Here is a 16944-nt window from a genome sequence, read left to right as displayed (position 1 = left end):
GCAGATGACGGGCATCAAGGACGTTGCCGCACTGGCCGGGGTCTCGGTCGCCACCGTTTCGCGCGCCCTCAGTGGCAACGGGAAGGTATCCGCCGCGGCTAGCGAACGGGTCCATGCTGCCGCTGAGTCGCTGGGCTACGTGGTGTCCTACAACGCCTCCTCCCTGGCCTCGGGACGCAGCCGGAACATCGGCCTGGTGATGCCCACCGTGGGCCGCTGGTTCTTCTCCACCGTGCTCCAGGGGGCCACCAGTGCGCTCATCGACGCCGGATACGACCTCACCTTGTACAACACCGGTGGCGAACAACGCCACCGGGATTCGGTGTTCTCGGAGCTGTTGCTGCGCAAACGTCTCGACGGGGTCATCACGGTCACGCTCAAGCTGGAGCCCGACGAGATCAACCAGCTGGCCTCCGTCGGCAAACCCGTCGTGGCCATCGGTGGCCACATTCCCCGGATCGACACGATCCAGGTCGATGACTTCAACATCGCAGCCCTGGCCACGGAGCACCTCATCGGACTGGGGCACCGGGAGCTGTCCTTCCTGGGAGGCACCGAGGAATTCGAGGTGGATTTCAAGCTCGGGTCGGCCCGTGAGGACGGCTTCGAGTCGGCGATGAACCAGGCCGGGTTGCCGGTACGCCGGGACTGGCTGCTCACCGCCGACTTCTCCACCGCTGGTGCCTATCAGAAGATCCGCAACGTGCTGGCCAATCCCCGTCGACGTCCCACCGGCTTCGTCTGCGCCTCGGATGAGATGGCTTTCGGGGCGATCTTCGCGGCACGTGACCTGGGTCTGCGGGTCCCTGAGGATGTCTCGGTGATCGGCATCGACGGGCACGAGCTCGGAGAGCTTCTCGGGTTGACGACCATTGCCCAGGATCCCGGAGGGCAGGGTGCCGCGGCCGTGGGCAAGCTGCTCTCGCTTCTGGACGGGGCGGATCCGGCCATGGGCCCCGACCCGACGGCGGGCTTCCATCCCACGGAATTCACCTCACGGACCTCCACGGGTGTTCCGCCGCAGCGCTGAAGGGAACGCCTCGGGGCGGACACGAAAAAGGGGCCGATTCCTCGGCCCCGTCCTCGTGGCTGACAACCTGTTCCGGCTTCTTCGAACCAGTGGTCCGTTGTTCCGGAAGATGGTCGGGGTGACAGGATTTGAACCTGCGACCTCGTCGTCCCGAACGACGCGCGCTACCAAGCTGCGCCACACCCCGTGGGGTCATCAACCTCAAGAAGTTTACCGGTTCGGAGGCGAATTCACTAATCGGGAGCGGGGCTTCAGATTCCCTTCCCGGGGTTCAGGATGCCCTGCGGGTCCAGCAGGGCACGAATCCGGTGCTGCAGTTCCAGGACGTCGGGTTCAAGTTCCCAGGTCAGCCAACGGCGCTTATATTGGCCGACCCCATGCTCCCCGGTGATCGTCCCCCCTGCGTCCAGCGCGGCACGGACGGACTCGTCCAATGCCGCCTCCAGGCGTTCCATCCCGGCCCGGCCCTCACCGGGGTCGATCCAGAACGTGGGGTGGAGGTTCCCGTCCCCGGCATGGCAGACGACCCTGACCCAGACCTGATGGTGTGCGGCGATCTCCTCGAGGGTGTGGATGTAGTCCACCAGCTGGGACCGCGGTACGGCGATGTCCTCACCGGCCCGGAATTCGTCGTCCTGTTCGTCACCCCGGCTGTTGCGGCGCATCTCGATGAGGTCCGCGGCATTGGGGTCATCGGCGGCACTGACCTCCGCCCCCAGTCCGGTCAAGACCTCGCGGATCACCTCTTCCTCGATCCTGGCCCCGTAGCCGTCGGTACGGATCAGGAGCATCGCTCCCCCGCGCTCGGTCAGCCGGGTCCCGTGGATCGAGTCCAGGACCTTCATCGTCCCGGCGTCCAGCATTTCGGTGATCGCCGGTTGCACCCGGGCCTTGCCGATGGCCAGGACTCCTGCTGCGGCGCCTTCCAGCCCGGGGAACAGAGCGACCATGGAGCGTTGGTCGGCACTGAGGTACCGCAGCCTGACGGTGGCGGCGACCACGATTCCCAGGGTTCCTTCCGACCCGACGAACAGGCTGGTCAGGTCATAGCCGGCCACTCCCTTGAAGGTGTTGCGGCCCACGTGGATGAGCCGGCCGTCGGCCAGGACGACGTCCAGTGCCAACACCGAATCACGGGTGACCCCGTATTTGGCACAGCGCAGGCCTCCGGCGTTGGTCGCGATGTTGCCGCCGATGGTGGAGATCTTATGACTGGCGGGGTCCGGGGCATACATCAGCCCGTGGACGGCCACCGCGTCGTTCAGATCAGAATTGATGACTCCTGGTTGGACGAGCGCCGTTTCGTCGTCGGCGCGGATGTCCAGGATGGCGTCCATCCGTTCCAGGGACAGGACCACGCTGTTGCGGGTGGCGTGGACGCCGCCGGAGACCCCGGTGCCGGCGCCCCGGGCGATCACCGAGAATCCCAGGTCACCGGCCAGCAACACGACCTGCTGCACGTCCGGGGTGTCCCGGGCGAAGACGACCGCCAGCGGTTCATGGGGATCGGCCACATGGCCGTAGTCGTGGCTGTAGCGATCCAGGACCGAGGCCTCCACGCAGACCTGTTCGGGCCCCAGGGCGCTGGTGAGTCGCTCCGCCACGACCGTGGCATCGAGATCCTGAGTGGGGGCACTCATGCGGCACCGCCCATGAAGCGCTGGTAGTAGCCCAGGATCTCGGGCCAGGACTCGGCCATCGCGTGTTGGCCTTCGCCGGCCGGGCCGGGTGCCCATCCGGCATGGGTGACCGTGACATCGGTGGCCCCGGTGCCGGTCTCCTCGAAGTCGATGACGACCCGGGTGGGGGCTTCCTGTTCGAAGCCGAGGGTGAAGTCCAGTTCCAGGCACCCGTGGGAGCGGTCGGAGGCCCCGCTGCGCAGGGGCGCTTCGGATCGAACCACGCTGCCCCATTGCCGGCGCTCCCCTGCTTCGGATTCCTCGATGAGCATTCCTTCTTCGATGCCCAGGTGGGAGCCCGGCCCCATGGTCCCCACGGTGCCCAGTGGCCACCACAGGTGCAGGTAATCGACGAACCCCTCGTAGGCCTGTTCACATTCCATTGCCACGGTCACGCCTGCCACCACCGGCTCCAGCCGGGGACGATCGCCGTCGCTACCGGAGTCGGGGGTCGGTTCCGCATGGGAGAAAATGCCATCCATGCCTCAAGACTACCTTCAGCGTCCCGACCGCGGGCCGCGGGGATATCCGGTCCTTAAATGCAGTAAGGCCCCGGACTAAGTCCAGGGCCCTACCAGCAAATATTGTCCGGCGGCGACCTACTCTCCCACACCCTCCCGAGTGCAGTACCATCGGCGCAGTGGGTCTTAGCTTCCGGGTTCGGTATGGGACCGGGCGTTTCCCCCACGCTATGACCGCCGTAACTCTTCCACCCACACCAACACCACAACAATGTCGGGGGGAAAACTAGTCACATGCCATAAACCAGAACCACGAATGGTCCCTAGTGGTGCAACATGATCAAACTATTCTATTACAGACCCACCCCATGAAACCAACCAAAACAACCCCCACGAACAGTGGGAATCAACACACACCCCCAGAGAATCGAACCCAAGGGACGGGTGTTTGGTTGGCTACCAGGAGTTGTTGTCCGGCAACCGCATAGTGGACGCAGCATATCTTGCCCACACAACCCGAAAGCCGTGTGGTGAATTGTGGTGTAAGTCATCGGCCTATTAGTACAGGTCAGCTCCACGGGTCTTTAGTCCCCGCTTCCACGTCCTGCCTATCAACCCAGTGGTCTAGCTGGGGGCCTCTCACACTCAAGGTGTATGGAAATCTCATCTCGAAGTGGGCTTCCCGCTTAGATGCTTTCAGCGGTTATCCCTTCCGAACGTAGCTAATCAGCGGTGCACTTGGCAGTACAACTGACACACCAGAGGTTCGTCCGTCCCGGTCCTCTCGTACTAAGGACAGCTCTTCTCAAATTTCCTGCGCGCGCAGCGGATAGGGACCGAACTGTCTCACGACGTTCTAAACCCAGCTCGCGTACCGCTTTAATGGGCGAACAGCCCAACCCTTGGGACCTACTCCAGCCCCAGGATGCGACGAGCCGACATCGAGGTGCCAAACCATGCCGTCGATATGGACTCTTGGGCAAGATCAGCCTGTTATCCCCGAGGTACCTTTTATCCGTTGAGCGACGGCCGTTCCACAACGTGCCGCCGGATCACTAGTCCCGACTTTCGTCCCTGCTCGAGCTGTCACTCTCACAGTCAAGCTCCCTTGTGCACTTACACTCGTCACCTGATTGCCAACCAGGCTGAGGGAACCTTTGGGCGCCTCCGTTACTCTTTAGGAGGCAACCGCCCCAGTTAAACTACCCATCAGGCACTGTCCCTGACCCAGATCATGGGCCGAAGTTAGGAATCCGGTACGGCCAGAGTGGTATTTCAACGATGACTCCACGAACACTGGCGTGCCCGCTTCAACGTCTCCCACCTATCCTACACAAGCCGCACCGAACACCAATACCAAACTATAGTAAAGGTCTCGGGGTCTTTCCGTCCTGCTGCGCGTAACGAGCATCTTTACTCGTAGTGCAATTTCGCCGAGTTCATGGTTGAGACAGCGGGGAAGTCGTTACTCCATTCGTGCAGGTCGGAACTTACCCGACAAGGAATTTCGCTACCTTAGGATGGTTATAGTTACCACCGCCGTTTACTGGGGCTTAAATTCCCAGCTTCGCCCCGAAGGGCTAACCGGTCCTCTTAACCTTCCAGCACCGGGCAGGAGTCAGTCCGTATACATCGTCTTGCGACTTCGCACGGACCTGTGTTTTTAGTAAACAGTCGCTTCCCCCTGGTCTCTGCGGCCCCGATCCCCTCACACCAGCAAATGGTGTTCAAGGTTGGGGCCCCCCTTCTCCCGAAGTTACGGGGGCATTTTGCCGAGTTCCTTAACCATGATTCTCTCGATCGCCTTAGTATTCTCTACCTGATCACCTGTGTCGGTTTGGGGTACGGGCGGCTTGAACCTCACGTCGATGCTTTTCTTGGCAGCATAGGATCACCGGATCACCCGCCGAAGCGGGCGCCTATCGGGTCTCAACCATCATGAACGGCGGATTTACCTACCATTCGGCCTACACCCTTGGACCAGGACGATTCCATTGCCTGGCCCGGCTACCTTCCTGCGTCACACCTGTTAATACGTTGACCTCCCTGGCTCGGGTCCCGCGCCTTGCACCCGGTACCTTCCCCGAAGGGAAGATGGTGGGTGCTCGAGGCGGTTAGCATCGCCAGTTCAGTAGGGACGGTTCTTCACCGGTACGGGAATATCAACCCGTTGTCCATCGACTACGCCTGTCGGCCTCGCCTTAGGTCCCGACTCACCCAGGGCAGATTAGCTTGACCCTGGAACCCTTGATCATTCGGCGGACGGGTTTCTCACCCGTCTTTCGCTACTCATGCCTGCATTCTCACTCGTGCCGTCTCCACCACTGGTTCACACCGTGGCTTCACTGCCGGCACGACGCTCCCCTACCCACCCAGGCGGCTGGACCACGAAGGCCTACCTATATACCTGGATGACGCAACTTCGGCGGTGTGCTTGAGCCCCGCTACATTGTCGGCGCGGAATCACTTGACCAGTGAGCTATTACGCACTCTTTCAAGGATGGCTGCTTCTGAGCCAACCTCCTGGTTGTCTTCGCAACTCCACATCCTTTTCCACTTAGCACACGCTTAGGGGCCTTAGTTGGCGTTCTGGGCTGTTTCCCTCTCGACTATGAAGCTTATCCCCCACAGTCTCACTGCTGCGCTCTCACTTACCGGCATTCGGAGTTTGGCTGACGTCAGTAACCTTGTAGGGCCCATTAGCCATCCAGTCGCTCTACCTCCGGTAAGAAACACGCAACGCTGCACCTAAATGCATTTCGGGGAGAACCAGCTATCACGAAGTTTGATTGGCCTTTCACCCCTACCCACAGCTCATCCCCTCCATTTTCAACTGAAGTGGGTTCGGTCCTCCACGCGCTCTTACACACGCTTCAACCTGGCCATGGGTAGATCACTTCGCTTCGGGTCTAGACCGCGCCACTGAACGCCCTGTTCAGACTCGCTTTCGCTACGGCTTCCCCACACGGGTTAACCTCGCGACACGGCACTAACTCGCAGGCTCATTCTTCAAAAGGCACGCCGTCACCACAACAAGGTGGCTCCGACGGATTGTAGGCACATGGTTTCAGGTACTATTTCACTCCCCTCCCGGGGTACTTTTCACCTTTCCCTCACGGTACTTGTCCGCTATCGGTCATCAGGAAGTATTCAGGCTTACCAGGTGGTCCTGGCAGATTCACACGGGATTTCTCGGGCCCCGTGCTACTTGGGATACCAATACAAAGCGGCGGAGAACATTACAGCTACAGGACTAACACCCTCTATGGTCCGGCTTTCAAACCGATTCGCCTATGCACCCGCACCTCACTCCTCCAGTCCGGCAGAACTGGAACGACTGGTCCCACGACCCCGCCCATGCAACGCCCGCCGGCTATCACACATGGAACGGTTTAGCCCCATCCGCGTTCGCTCGCCACTACTAACGGAATCACTATTGTTTTCTCTTCCTGCGGGTACTGAGATGTTTCACTTCCCCGCGTTCCCTCCACGCAGCCTATGTGTTCAGCTACGGGTCACACGACATGACGCCGTGCGGGGTTTCCCCATTCGGAAATCCTGGAATCAAAGTCCGGTTATCGACTCCTCCAGGCTTATCGCAGATTCCCACGTCCTTCTTCGGCTCCTGATGCCAAGGCATCCACCATGCGCCCTTAGAAACTTGACCACAAAAAGGTCAATTCACAAGAGCATTTGATCGAGAGAACCACCAACAACCACACCCCGAAAGGCGCCCTGCTGGGGGTTCTCAAATAAATTGCTTTCGCAAACACGATAAAAAAACCACATAACCACCACCGGCCCGAAGGCAAAAGGCAATCACATGGCATCCATCGTCCTTGCAAGATGCTCGCGTCCACTATGCAGTTGTCAAACAACAACCCCGTCACACCCACCACCACGACACCAAAAGATCATCGCGGCCTAGGCCATGCGCGGGAGCCAAAACAAACCAGAACCAACCCCCCACCACCAACACACGGTCGATACCAGGAAATCGGGCCTGTTGTTTCAGGGCCCAACAGTGTGCCATGGACTCAGAACCCACCAGCCCCCGCATCGTTCCAACACCACCAAAGCAGTGCGTACTAAACAACAGGGAACCAAAGATCCCAAGCCACAATCCGTTGACATTCCACCCATGAGCGCCCGCCTACCAACACAAGTGGCAGAAACGGGCTGAACTGAACACCACCACCAGGACATGCGCCCTAAATGGTCAATGCTAGTTGCTCCTTAGAAAGGAGGTGATCCAGCCGCACCTTCCGGTACGGCTACCTTGTTACGACTTAGTCCCAATCGCCGGTCCCACCTTCGACGGCTCCCTCCCAAAAGGGTTGGGCCACCGGCTTCGGGTGTTACCAACTTTCGTGACTTGACGGGCGGTGTGTACAAGGCCCGGGAACGTATTCACCGCAGCGTTGCTGATCTGCGATTACTAGCGACTCCGACTTCATGGGGTCGAGTTGCAGACCCCAATCCGAACTGAGACCGGCTTTTTGGGATTAGCTCCACCTCACAGTATCGCAACCCATTGTACCGGCCATTGTAGCATGCGTGAAGCCCAAGACATAAGGGGCATGATGATTTGACGTCGTCCTCACCTTCCTCCGAGTTGACCCCGGCAGTCTCCCATGAGTCCCCACCACTACGTGCTGGCAACATGGAACGAGGGTTGCGCTCGTTGCGGGACTTAACCCAACATCTCACGACACGAGCTGACGACAACCATGCACCACCTGTGAACCGGCCCCAAAGGGGAAGGACTGTTTCCAGCCCGATCCGGCCCATGTCAAGCCTTGGTAAGGTTCTTCGCGTTGCATCGAATTAATCCGCATGCTCCGCCGCTTGTGCGGGCCCCCGTCAATTCCTTTGAGTTTTAGCCTTGCGGCCGTACTCCCCAGGCGGGGCACTTAATGCGTTAGCTACGACGCGGAAAACGTGGAATGTCCCCCACATCTAGTGCCCAACGTTTACGGCATGGACTACCAGGGTATCTAATCCTGTTCGCTCCCCATGCTTTCGCTCCTCAGCGTCAGTTAATGCCCAGAGACCTGCCTTCGCCATCGGTGTTCTTCCTGATATCTGCGCATTTCACCGCTACACCAGGAATTCCAGTCTCCCCTACATCACTCTAGTCTGCCCGTACCCACCGCAGATCCGGGGTTGAGCCCCGGACTTTCACGGCAGACGCGACAAACCGCCTACGAGCTCTTTACGCCCAATAATTCCGGATAACGCTTGCGCCCTACGTATTACCGCGGCTGCTGGCACGTAGTTAGCCGGCGCTTCTTCTGCAGGTACCGTCACTTTCGCTTCTTCCCTACTGAAAGAGGTTTACAACCCGAAGGCCGTCATCCCTCACGCGGCGTCGCTGCATCAGGCTTTCGCCCATTGTGCAATATTCCCCACTGCTGCCTCCCGTAGGAGTCTGGGCCGTGTCTCAGTCCCAGTGTGGCCGGTCACCCTCTCAGGCCGGCTACCCGTCGTCGCCTTGGTAGGCCATTACCCCACCAACAAACTGATAGGCCGCGAGTCCATCCCCCACCGATAAATCTTTCCACCACCTCCCATGCGGAAGGAAGTGAATATCCGGTATTAGACCCAGTTTCCCGGGCTTATCCCAGAGTCGGGGGCAGGTTACTCACGTGTTACTCACCCGTTCGCCACTAATCACCCGGTGCAAGCACCGGGGTCATCGTTCGACTTGCATGTGTTAAGCACGCCGCCAGCGTTCATCCTGAGCCAGGATCAAACTCTCCGTAAAAAATTACAGACACAACCAACATCCCAAGGGAAAACAAGGGAAGGGCTGCACCAAGTTACATAAATCCCGGCAAATATGCCTCCACGGATACACGGGGTGCACCCATAAAGACCATTCACCAATTTATAAAAAAATCGGTGTCAACAAACATGGCACACTATTGAGTTCTCAAACAACAGACGCTTCCAACTTCCACGATCACGCCTTCCGGCCGACCGCTTCGCTCTGGAGCAACTTATCTAACATACCCGGTGGCTGGATCCCGGTCAAATCGACCGTTTCTCCAACTTTTCGGAAGTCTGCACCGTCCCGTGGGCCTCTCCGTGGAGAAGTTTTATTGGCGACCGGCGCGGGAAATAACTATACCCATATCCTGCTGGTTCACCTAATCGGAGGCTTCCTCCCCGACTGGCCGCCCCAAGAACCCCGTGTTTCCGGGGTTCTTGGGGCCGGGTCAGCTGATGCTGCCGGGGACCAGGTAGATCACGCCCAACGGGGGCAGGTCCACGGTGGCCGAAACCGGCTGGCCGTCGTGGGCGGGGCCATCCGCCTCGAGCGTTCCGGGGTTGGCGACCCCGGAACCACCAAACTCCTCGGCATCTGTATTGAGCGCCTCGGTCCAGGCCCCGGCAGCCGGCAGGCCGAGTCGATAGCCGCTGTGGGGTTCGCCCGAGAAGTTCGCGACGCAGACCATCGCCTCGCCCTGCTCGTCCCGCCGGATGAAGCTCAGGGTGTTGCCCGCTGCCTCGTGGTCATTGATCCAGGCGAAGCCCGCCGGGTCGTGATCCAGTTCCCACAGTGCCGGCAGTTCCCGGTAGATTCCGTTCAGCGCCTTCACGGTCAGCTGGACCCCGCGGTGCTGGTGGGTATCGGCCACCCACCAGTCGAGCCCGTGCTGTTCGCTCCACTCCCCCTCCTGGGCGAATTCGGTGCCCATGAAGATCAGTTGCTTGCCCGGGTGGGCCCATTGGAAGGCCAGGTAGGCCCTGACCTGGGCGAGCTGGCGCCAGCGGTCACCGGGCATGCGGCGCAGCAGCGAGCCCTTCCCATGGACCACTTCATCGTGGCTGATCGGCAGCAGGAAGTTCTCCGTATAGGCGTAGGCCATGGAGAAGGTGATCTTGTTGTGGTGGTAGGAGCGATGGATCGGGTCCTCCGACATGTACTCCAGCGAGTCGTGCATCCAGCCCATGTTCCACTTCAGCCCGAAGCCGAGCCCACCTCCGCTGGTGTCGCCGGTGACCCCGGGGAAGGCCGTGGATTCCTCGGCGATCATCGCAATGCCGGGATTCAGCCGGTACGCCGTGGCGTTGAGCTCCTGCAGGAAGGCGATCGCTTCCAGGTTCTCCCGCCCGCCATGGATGTTGGGTTCCCATCCTCCGTCTTCGCGTGAATAGTCCAGATAGAGCATGGATGCCACGGCATCCACGCGCAGCCCGTCGATATGGAACTCGTCCATCCAGTACAGCGCGTTGGCCACCAGGAAGTTGCGGACCTCGTTGCGTCCGAAGTCGAAGACCAGGGTCCCCCAGTCGGGATGCTCCCCGCGGCGCGGATCGGGGTGCTCGTAGAGAGGCTGCCCATCCATCCGGGCCAGGGCCCATTCATCCTTGGGGAAATGGGCGGGAACCCAATCCATGATGACCCCGATACCCGCCTGGTGCAGCCGGTCCACGAAGTATCGGAAATCGTCGGGGTGGCCGAAGCGCGAGGTCGGGGCATAGTAGGAGGTCACCTGATAGCCCCAGGATCCTCCGAACGGGTGTTCGGCCACGGGCATCAGCTCCACATGGGTGAATCCCTGCCAGGTCACGTATTCGCTGAGCTGCTCGGCCATTTCGCGGTAGTCCAGTCCGGGGCGCCAGGAGCCCAGATGCACTTCATAGACGCTCATCGGGCCGGCATGCGGGTCGGTCTGGGCCCGGGACGCCATCCATTCGGCGTCCTGGAAGCCATAGGAGGATTCCACGACGACGGATCCGGTCAACGGAGGGATCTCGGTGTGCCGGGCCATCGGGTCGGCCTTCTGCCTCCAGTGGCCGTCCTGGCCGAGGATCTCGAATTTGTAGATCGCCCCGGCGACGACCCCGGGGATGTAGAGCTCCCAGACCCCGGACCGTCCCAGCGAACGCATGGCGTTGCCGGTTCCGTCCCAGTCATTGAAGTCCCCGACCACCCGGACCGCCTGGGCGTTGGGGGCCCAGAGGGCGAACCCCGTGCCCTCGCAGTTGCCCATCACCGTGTGGTATCTGCGCACCCGGGCCCCGAGGACCTGCCAGAGGCGCTCATGGCGCCCCTCCCCGATGAGATGCAGGTCGATCTCCCCCAGCGTGGGCAGGTAGTGGTAGGCATCGTCGACCAACACCGGGGCAGACCCCGGATAGCCGACCTCGAGCCGGTAGTCGGGCACGGTCCCTTCGCGTCCCGTCGGAGGAGCCAACACCGCCACCCAGACGCCGTCGTACTCATGGGTCATCTCCCGGCGGTCGTTGTCGGTGACCAGGGTGACGGTGCTCGCCAGTTTGCGTAGGGTGCGCACGGTGATCGAGCCGTCGTTGCCCAGATGGGCCCCGAGGACTCCGTGGGGTGCATGGAAGCGGCCTTCGGCGACGGCTTCCAACACCTCGGCCGTGATCGGGCGGGGTGTCGAGGCGCCCTCCGCGGCACCGGGGGTTGCTGCGGCGCCTGTTTCGGCCCGCCGGGGTGAATCCGCTGGGTGCTGCATGGCTGAGAGGACCTCCTGGACCGCCGAGGCCGGTACCTGTTCCCAGGTCGGCCTGTTTTGCCGTTCGTACACGACTTCATAGAGGGCCTTGTCCAGCCAGAGGGCCAGAAAGAGCGGCGACTGGATGTCGACGGCCTCGCCCGTTTCCTCACGGTACCCCCTCAGGAACGCCTTGCGGGTCCGCGCCGACCATTGGCGGGCCGCCTGGTGGGCCGCCTCGGGAGCCGGGGCAGCGGTTGAGGAGGACACCTCGGGGTGGGTGGCCCGTCCCGCCGCGTAATCGAAGGACCGCAGCATGCCCACCACGTCGCGCAGCGTCACATCCGGCGCCCGCCGCTCCCCTGCACTGCGCAGGGGTTCGCCTTCGAAGTCCAGGACCACCCATCCGTGGTCTTCGGTGGCCAGGATCTGGCCCAGATGGAGGTCCCCGTGGATCCGCTGCAGCAACGGCAGCCGGCCCAGGGCGCCCAGTGATTCCAGGACCTCGCCGAACGCATCGGCCAGGGCCCCGTCGGCAGGGGCCGCCCGTTCCCACCCCCAGACGAGCCGGGCCCGCAGGGCCGCGATGAACGCCGCGGTTTCCGCCGCGCTGGCCACGGCGGTGGGGGCGACCTCGGTCAGTTGGTGGTGCAGACGGGCCACGGCCCGCCCGAGTTCGGCGGCCTCGGTGGTGAAATCCCGGTCGTCGAGGGCCGCGAGGCTGGCCAGCCGCCAGGCGTCGCGGGCCGCGTCGAAGAATTCACGCATGACGGACAGGGTTCCGCCGACCTCGGCCCCGCCGGCCGTCCACCGCCCGTCCAGCGTGGCCACGGTCCGGGGCACGTCCTGCGACCCGGCCTCCGAGAGCAAGGAGCCCAGTTCCACATCGGGGTTGGTCCCCGGCGACGGGACCCGGAAGAACTTGATGATGACCGGGCCGCGGGGCCCCTCAAGCACCACCGAGGTGTTGGATTGCTCCCCGTCCAGGACCCGCATCGGGGCCAGCTCCGGCCCCTGGCCGGGCGGGCTCTGGAGCATCAGGGCGGCCCAGGCGTTGACGAAGCCCTGATCCTGGGTTCCATCGTGGACCAGCCAGCTGCCCCCGGCCCGCAGGCCGGTCGTTTCCGGGGCCAGCAACCGGACGGCGTGATCGTCCAGGACCCCCAGGACGGGCGGCGGTTCCTGGGCGGGAGATCGCCGCAACACCACGGGGACCTGCACGACCGAAACATTATGAGTAGTTGATTTATCTCCTGGTTGCCCGGTCTCCTCATCGGAGATTCTGCTGGGGTGGATGGCCAACAGGAGGCTGAGCATCAGGGCGTCGGGATCCGGCTGCGGGACCGGCTGCACCCCGACCACCGACAGCGTGAACGTCCCCCGGGGTGCCGGACACCACCGTTGCTCCCCCACCCAACCGGCCAGCGCACCGGTGATCTCGGCGTCGGACCTCATCGCCGCCGCCCCGGGTCGATGACCGGAAGCGTCGAGGTCGAGGTGGCATTGACGTCCGAGCGCACCGAGCGCAACCGCAACCAGTAGAACCCCTGCGAGCCCAAGGCCAGTGACAACCGCCCTTCGGGGGACACCGGAGGGAAGGGGGAGCCGCCGAAGATGTCCCGCAGACCGCGCCCCGCATAGTCGGGCAGTTCCAGTTCGGTGGCCACCGGGTGTTGGGACAGGTTGTAGACGCAGAGCAGCGTCTCCATCTCCTGATCGGTCTCCTCGGGGGTGGATTTGTGGCCCCCCAGGTCCTCGGGGAAGCGCAGGAAGGCCAGCACGCTGGGGCTGGAGGCCGGGACGTTGCGGTAGTCCCCCAGGCCGAAGACCGGATGTTCGCGGCGCACCCCCAGGATCTGCCGCACCCAGTGCAGGAAGGACCCGCTGTGCTCGAGTTGCTGTTCGACGTTGATGCTCGTGTACCCGTAGACCAGGGATTGGACCACCGGAAGATAGAGCTGGCCGGGGTCGGCGACGGAGAACCCGGCATTGCGGTCGGGGTTCCATTGCATGGGGGTGCGCGAGGCGTCGCGGTCATCGAGCCAGATGTTGTCCCCCATCCCGATTTCGTCCCCGTAGTACAGGAACGGGCTGCCGGGCAGACCAAAGAGCAGGGCATGGATCAGTTCGAGTTCGGACCGCGAATTATCCAGCAACGGGGTCAGTCGGCGGCGGATGCCCACGTTGGCGCGCATCCGCGGGTCCGGGGCATACCAGCCGAGCATGGCTTCGCGTTCGGTGGGGGTCACCATTTCGAGCGTCAACTCGTCGTGGTTGCGCAGGAAGGTCCCCCATTGGGTGCCGGACGGGATGTCGGGGGTCTGGCCCAGGGCCTCGATGATCGGGGCGGCGACCTGGTCGCGGAGGGCATAGAACAGCCGCGGCATGATCGGGAAGTGGAAGCACATATGGCATTCCGGTTCCTCGGTGGTGCCGAAGTATTCGACCACTTCCTGCGGTGCCTGGTTCGCCTCGGCGATGATGATGCGCCCGGGGTATTCGGAATCCACGAGCTGTCTGAGCCGGCGCAGGAAGTCGTGCGTCGCCGGCAGGTTCTCGCAGTTGGTCCCCTCCTCCTCGAACAGGTAGGGGATCGCGTCGGCACGGAATCCGTCCACCCCCAGATCAAGCCAGAACCTCACGACGTCGAACATGGCCTCGTGCACCCGGGGGTTCTCGAAGTTCAGGTCCGGCTGGTGGTCGAAGAAGCGGTGCCAGTAGAACTGGCGGCGCACCGGGTCGAAGGCCCAGTTCGATTCCTCGGTGTCCACGAAGATGATGCGGGCCTCGGAGTACTTCTCGTCGGTATCGGACCAGACGTAGAAATCCCCGTATTCGCCTTCCGGGTCCCGGCGGGAGGCCTGGAACCACGGGTGTTCATCGGAGGTGTGGTTCATCGGCAGGTCGATGATGATGCGCAGCCCGCGCTCGTGCGCTTCGGCGACCAGGCGGCGGAAATCGCCGATGGTGCCGAATTCGTCAAGCACGTCGTAGTAGTCGGAGATGTCGTAGCCGCCGTCACGCAGCGGGGATTCGTAGAACGGGGGAACCCAGAGGCAATCCACCCCCAACCATTGCAGGTAGTCGAGCTTGTCGATCAACCCGGCGAAATCCCCGCTCCCGTCGCCGTTGGCGTCGGAGAAGGCCCGGACCAGCACCTCGTAGAACACCGACTTGCGATGCCATTGCGGATCATGGGTCAGACCCGGAACGTTGAGCTGGTACGGGTTGGCCATCAGGTGCCCCGGCGGATGTGCAGGATATGGGCCGGTTCCTGGTGCGGATCCAGCCGGACGTAGTTATGGGCCGACCACTTCCAGCTTCCCCCGGTGAGCAGGTCGTCCACGGTGAACCTACCGTCCTCGTCCAGGTCCTGCTCTCGCAGGTCCAGCGCCTCCAGGTCCAGGCTCACGGTGCATTCGCGGGCGCCATGGGGGTCCGTATTGACCACGATGATGAGGGTGTCGATCTCCTGGCCCTCTTCCTGTGGGGGCTCGACCGGCGCTGCCGCGGAGGTCCCCGGGGCGGGCAGGCCCACGGGGTGGGTCCGTCGGGATTTGGAATAGGCGATGGTGGCGTCGTCGCTGGTGGGGTGGATCACGAGGTTCTGCAATTCGCCCAAGGCCGGGTGGTCGGCGCGGATGGCGTTGAGCCGACGCAGGTAAGGGGCCAGGGAACGGCCCTCGACCTCGGCGCTGTCGAAGTCGCGGATCTTGTATTGGAACTTCTCATTGTCGATGTACTCCTCGGCTCCGGGCCGGGCGACGTGTTCATAGACTTCGTATCCCGCGTAGACCCCCCAGAGCGGGGACGCCGTCGCGGCGAGGGCGGCCCGGATCCTGAAGGCCGCAGGCCCCCCGAACTGCAGGTACTCGGTGAGGATGTCGGGGGTGTTCACGAAGAAGTTCGGACGGAAGAACGCCGAGGTCCCGGTGGAGACCTGCGGGAGGTACTCCTCCAGCTCCTCCTTCGTGTTCCGCCAGGTGAAATACGTGTAGGACTGCTGGAACCCGGCCCGCCCCAACGCATGCATCATGGCCGGCCGGGTGAACGCCTCGGCCAGGAACACGGTGCCTGGGTGGTCCTCGTTGACCTCGGCGATGAGCCACTCCCAGAACCCGACGGGTTTGGTATGAGGGTTGTCCACCCGGAAGATCCGCACCCCGCGTTCGATCCACACGGTGACGATGCGCAGCACCTCGGCGCTGAGACCCTGCGGGTCGTTGTCGAAGTTCAGCGGGTAGATGTCCTGGTATTTCTTCGGCGGGTTCTCGGCGTAGGCGATGCTCCCGTCGGCCCGGGTGGTGAACCATTCGGGGTGCTCGGCCACCCAGGGATGATCGGGAGAGGCCTGCAGGGCCAGATCCAGGGCCACTTCCAGCCCCAGTGCCTCGGCGCGTTCCACGAACGCGGCGAAATCGGCTTCCGTGCCCAGATCCGGGTGGATGGCGTCGTGGCCGCCGGCGGCGGAACCGATGGCCCAGGGTGAACCGGGGTCGTGGTCCCCTGCGGTCAACGTGTTGTTCGGGCCCTTCCTGAAGGTCCTGCCGATCGGGTGGATCGGCGGCAGGTAGATGACGTCGAAGCCCATCCCGGCCACCGCTTCCAGCCGGTCCGCGGCCGTGGCGAAGGTCCCCGAGGTGTAGGTCCCCGTTGCAGGGTCGAAGCGGGCCCCCTCGGAGCGGGGGAAGAATTCGTACCAGGCGCCCCGGCCGGCCAGGACGCGTTCGACCAGCAACGGGAACCGGCCGCTGCCGGTGACCATGCGCCGCAGCGGACGCTGGAACAGTTCGGCGCGGACCTCCCCGCTGGAGGCGGCGGCCATCCGGGTGGCGTCGGGCAACGAGGTATCGGCCGCGGTGGCCGCGGCGGTTTCCAGTATCCGGGCGTTCGGGGATGCGGCGGCGGCCTCGCGCAACAGCAACACCCCTTCGGCGAACATCAGTTCGGTGTCGAGGCCCGCGGCGACCTTGATTCCGGCGTCGTGCCACCAGGTGCCCAGCGGGTCGTCCCAGGCTTCGACCTCGAAAGTCCAGTCGCCCTCGGTGGTGGGGCGCAGGCTGCCGAGCCATTCATCGAGCCCGGGGGCCCCGGGACGCATCCTCACGCGGTGGGCTTCGCGGTCCTGAGGGTCGTAGAGGACCGCCTCCACGGCGAGGGCGTCATGGCCTTCGCGGAAGGCCGTCGACCGGATCAGGACATCCTGGCCGGTGATGGCCTTCGCAGGGAACCGTCCGCCCTCCATGACCGGGAAGACGTCGGTAACGGGTATGCGGCCGAATCTGGACCTGCGCCTGGTGCTC

Annotated in this window: 6 protein-coding genes, 1 tRNA gene and 3 rRNA genes; 1 reads left to right on the top strand and 9 read right to left on the bottom strand. The window is 63.1% G+C overall.

Annotated features, from left to right (window positions below; genetic code table 11):
- The first annotated feature begins 4 nt into the window (after positions 1-4).
- The gene (locus AC3ZI9_RS03065; protein WP_444555480.1) at positions 5-1030 is read left to right on the top strand and encodes a LacI family DNA-binding transcriptional regulator; all 1026 of its coding nucleotides are present in this window, start codon (positions 5-7) and stop codon (positions 1028-1030) included.
- A 110-nt stretch (positions 1031-1140) separates the two neighbouring features.
- Here AC3ZI9_RS03065 and AC3ZI9_RS03060 read toward each other — a convergent pair.
- The 9 genes from AC3ZI9_RS03060 to AC3ZI9_RS03020 all read right to left on the bottom strand — a co-directional run bounded on the left by AC3ZI9_RS03060 (position 1141) and on the right by AC3ZI9_RS03020 (position 16886).
- Positions 1141-1217: transfer RNA gene (locus AC3ZI9_RS03060), tRNA-Pro, on the bottom strand.
- Between the two features lie 64 nt (positions 1218-1281).
- Positions 1282-2670 (bottom strand): FAD-binding oxidoreductase, encoded by a 1389-nt coding sequence (locus tag AC3ZI9_RS03055; protein ID WP_444555479.1) that lies wholly within the window; start codon positions 2668-2670, stop codon positions 1282-1284.
- On the bottom strand, positions 2667-3191 hold the full coding sequence (locus AC3ZI9_RS03050; RefSeq protein ID WP_444555478.1) for an SRPBCC family protein: 525 nt from the start codon (positions 3189-3191) through the stop codon (positions 2667-2669). Before AC3ZI9_RS03050 ends, AC3ZI9_RS03055 begins: the two co-directional genes overlap by 4 nt.
- A 104-nt stretch (positions 3192-3295) precedes the next feature.
- Positions 3296-3412: ribosomal RNA gene (gene rrf / locus AC3ZI9_RS03045) — 5S ribosomal RNA — on the bottom strand.
- Positions 3413-3707: 295 nt separating this feature from the next.
- Positions 3708-6837, bottom strand: a 23S ribosomal RNA gene (locus tag AC3ZI9_RS03040).
- A gap of 573 nt (positions 6838-7410) precedes the next feature.
- Positions 7411-8937: ribosomal RNA gene (locus AC3ZI9_RS03035) — 16S ribosomal RNA — on the bottom strand.
- The 16S, 23S and 5S rRNA genes sit together here, the layout of an rRNA operon.
- A 454-nt stretch (positions 8938-9391) precedes the next feature.
- Positions 9392-13096, bottom strand: a complete 3705-nt coding sequence (glgB, locus tag AC3ZI9_RS03030; protein WP_489923825.1) for a 1,4-alpha-glucan branching protein GlgB — start codon at positions 13094-13096, stop codon at positions 9392-9394.
- Positions 13093-14877: a maltose alpha-D-glucosyltransferase gene (treS, locus tag AC3ZI9_RS03025; RefSeq protein ID WP_444554138.1), complete on the bottom strand. Its 1785-nt coding sequence runs from the start codon at positions 14875-14877 to the stop codon at positions 13093-13095. Before treS ends, glgB begins: the two co-directional genes overlap by 4 nt.
- A complete protein-coding gene (locus AC3ZI9_RS03020) occupies positions 14877-16886 on the bottom strand; it encodes an alpha-1,4-glucan--maltose-1-phosphate maltosyltransferase (protein WP_489924018.1) in 2010 nt (669 codons plus the stop codon). The genes treS and AC3ZI9_RS03020 overlap by 1 nt, the downstream gene beginning before the upstream one ends.
- Positions 16887-16944 lie beyond the last annotated feature (58 nt).

It is taken from the genome of Arthrobacter sp. AOP36-F1-5 (assembly GCF_058137995.1).
Note: the sequence above shows the minus strand (reverse complement) of the source record. Positions and strands in the feature narration are given on the sequence as shown.

Excerpts from the sequence above, each read along its gene's own strand:
- AC3ZI9_RS03065 (WP_444555480.1), top strand. The coding sequence starts at position 5 with ATGACGGGCATCAAGGACGTTGCCGCACTGGCCGGGGTCTCGGTCGCC.
- AC3ZI9_RS03055 (WP_444555479.1), bottom strand. The coding sequence starts at position 2,670 with ATGAGTGCCCCCACTCAGGATCTCGATGCCACGGTCGTGGCGGAGCGA.
- AC3ZI9_RS03050 (WP_444555478.1), bottom strand. The coding sequence starts at position 3,191 with ATGGATGGCATTTTCTCCCATGCGGAACCGACCCCCGACTCCGGTAGC.
- glgB (WP_489923825.1), bottom strand. The coding sequence starts at position 13,096 with ATGAGGTCCGACGCCGAGATCACCGGTGCGCTGGCCGGTTGGGTGGGG.
- treS (WP_444554138.1), bottom strand. The coding sequence starts at position 14,877 with ATGGCCAACCCGTACCAGCTCAACGTTCCGGGTCTGACCCATGATCCG.
- AC3ZI9_RS03020 (WP_489924018.1), bottom strand. The coding sequence starts at position 16,886 with ATGGAGGGCGGACGGTTCCCTGCGAAGGCCATCACCGGCCAGGATGTC.